This window comes from Francisella sp. 19S2-4, assembly GCF_036281795.1.
In the GTDB taxonomy this organism is placed as follows: domain Bacteria; phylum Pseudomonadota; class Gammaproteobacteria; order Francisellales; family Francisellaceae; genus Francisella.
In genome coordinates this window covers 1-3,118 of sequence record NZ_JAWUZH010000081.1, presented here as the reverse complement: position 1 = coordinate 3,118, position 3,118 = coordinate 1, and the positions used below count along the sequence as shown (strand labels likewise).

Below are 3,118 nucleotides of genomic sequence, written 5' to 3'. Positions count from 1 at the left end.
CTTTGTTTAGAGAGGAGTTTGGATATGGTGATAGGCATACTTGCTGTAATCAAAGCAGGAGGGGCATATGTTCCGATAGATCCTGAATATCCAGTTGAGAGATTTAAACATATTATTTCAGATACTAATGCTAGTTTAGTTATTACACAAAGTCATCTGGAGGAGAAGCTTAAAGAAGTAGAAGGAGTATTACTTATATCGATAGATGAGCAATGTGGGCATTTATTATATAGGCATGAAGATAAGTTAAATCTAGGTCCATTGAGCCAATCATCAGATTTGGCTTATGTAATATATACATCTGGGACTACAGGTTTGCCTAAGGGTGTGATGGTTGAGCATAGAAGTATTACCAACTTACTTAGCTCATTGGTAGATCTTTATAATATATCAAGTAATGAAAAATTTGTTTTATTTGCTAATTATGTATTTGATGCATCAGTAGAACAAATGTTTTTAAGTTTATCTACTTCCAACATACTATATTTACCTTTAGACCTTGAAATCAAAGATCCTAATAAGTTTATAAGCTATTTAGAATCTTATAAAATTACTCATTTGCATGCAACTCCCACATATTTAGAGAATATTAATCCTGAGAGAATTAGTTTTTTAAAAAGGTTAATATTTGGAGCGGAGTATTTATCTAGAGAATGTTTCAAAAGTTATAAGTCTTCGATTAACATAGTAATCAATGAATATGGTCCTACTGAAGCTACTATTACATCTCTAACTAGTATTAATAAGGTTCAATTAGGTGGAGATAAAATATCAAATATAAAAACATATATATTAGATTCAAATAAACAGCCAGTATCTATAGGAGTAGTTGGAGAGTTATATATAGGTGGAGCTGGGTTGGCAAGAGGTTATCTTAATCGTCCTGATTTGACTAAGGAGAGGTTTGTGAATAATTCATTTGCTACTAAACTTGATATTAAGAAAGGGTATGTAAGATTGTATAGGACGGGAGATTTAGTTAAATGGTTACCAGATGGGAATATTGAATATATAGGTAGAAATGATTCTCAGGTTAAAATACGTGGCTATAGAATAGAATTAGACGAGATTGAATCACAACTAAGTAAGCTAGATTGTATTAATCAGTCTTGTGTTGTAATTAATGAGAATAATAATATTAAATCAAGAGATATTGTGGGATATTATGTTTATGATAAGAATTACTTTAGAAGAAATTATCAGCAGGTTTTAAATGATTGGGAAGATTTGTATGATAATAACTATAGTAAAACTAGTAATTCTTATAAAGAAGATTTTTCTGGTTGGGATAGTTATGTAACGGGTAAGAAAATACCATTATCTCAGATGAAAATTTGGAGAGATATCACTGTAGAAAGAATAAAAAAATTAAACTCTAAAAATATTCTTGAAATTGGAGTTGGTACAGGCTTATTGATGTATCCATTATTAGATAGTGTTAATAATTATATTGGACTAGATATTTCAGGAGAGCTAATTGAAAAACATAAACAAATGTATGATAAGAATCAAAATGTTAATTTTTATCATTTAACTGCAGACCAAGTTAATATGATTAAAGAGGATGACTTTGATTGTATAATTATAAATTCTGTTGCACAGTATTTTCCTAATATTAAGTATTTTGAGGATGTTTTATCAAAAGTATTAGATAAACTATGTGTAAAAGGCAATGTTTTTTTAGGAGATATTAGAAATAATGATTTACATCATGAATTAATTAAAGAGCGTTTTAATTATCAAAAAGAGTATTTTGATGATACTAAGATATCATCTATATCTTTAAAGGAAACCGAGTTATTAATTTCCCCAAATTATTTTCAATACTTAGAAGAGAAGAGTACAGGAATAGAAATTAGCTTATTATATAGGGATAACTTAAGCTATTCTAATGAGCTAAGTAAGTATAGATATGATGTTGTTCTAGAAAAAAAAGTTAAAGATATATCATTGTGCAAAAACATTAGCAATTTATATTATAACCTTCCTTTTGCTAGTAAATATAATCACAAAGAGATTAGAACTCAATTACAGAAGATTTTGCCGGATTATATGTTACCAAGTATATTGGTTGAGATAGAAAGTATACCATTGACTATTAATGGTAAGTTAGATCGTAAGGCATTACCTGATCCTGAGTTTGTTAATGAAGATACATACCAAGCACCTGCTACAGAGCTTGAGATAGAGTTGTGCAATATATTTGCGGAAGTTTTAGGGTTAGATAAAGTTGGTGTTAATGATAATTTCTTTAGAATTGGTGGTAATAGTATATTGGCTATTAAACTTACTAATAAGATATCTAAAGAGTTAAATATTAAAGTAAAAGTAGCTGATATATTTAAATATAAAACAATTAATCTATTAGGTAAGAAAATACCTGATTCATTAGTTTTAGACATGGATAAAATGGATGACTTTGAACTATGATAATAAAAATAATAGAAAAAATAAAAAAAAGTAAATCTTTAATTTGGCTTGAAAAAAATAAGCTTAAATTTAAGTTAAGTAAGGAAATATCAACAGATAAATTCAAGCTTATATTAGCTAGACATAAAGAGGAATTAATTTTTTTTGCCCAACAAAATAATCTATATGATAGAGAAGATTTATATAAAGTTAACATTCATAAATATCAATTATATGAATATGGTTTATCCTTTGCCCAAGAGAGGTTGTGGTTTATAGAGCAGTATGAGAAGGGAAGTAATGCTTATCATATACCAATTCTTGTATCTATTAATGAAGGAGTTGATATAGGAGCTATTAAGGAGTCATTAATATCGATAGTAGATAGACACGAAGTACTGAGGAGTGTTTTTAGTACAAATGATGATGGTAATGACTATCAAGTAATATTAAATAAAAAACTAGCTATAAATGAATATAGTTATCGAGATACAGATATAGATAAGCAAATAGATATAGATATAAATACCCCCTTTGATTTAGTATTGGAATATCCAATAAGAGTATCTATATATAGGGAAGAGTTAGATACTAAATTATTAATTAATATACATCATATAGCGAGTGATGGTTGGTCGACAGATGTATTGTTAAAAGAGCTACAAGCTTATTATGATTATTATAGTGGTCAAGCAGATAAAGTTGATTT

2 protein-coding genes are annotated in these 3,118 nt (G+C 28.0%); both read left to right on the top strand.

Annotation, left to right across the window (positions count from 1 at the left end):
* Positions 1–2,430, top strand: a 2,430-nt coding sequence (locus R8535_RS10735; RefSeq protein WP_329499126.1) for an amino acid adenylation domain-containing protein, incomplete at its 5' end; no start/stop codon positions are given.
* A partial coding sequence (locus R8535_RS10730; protein WP_329499128.1) for a condensation domain-containing protein occupies positions 2,427–3,118 on the top strand: 692 nt, incomplete at its 3' end. The genes R8535_RS10735 and R8535_RS10730, both read left to right, overlap by 4 nt.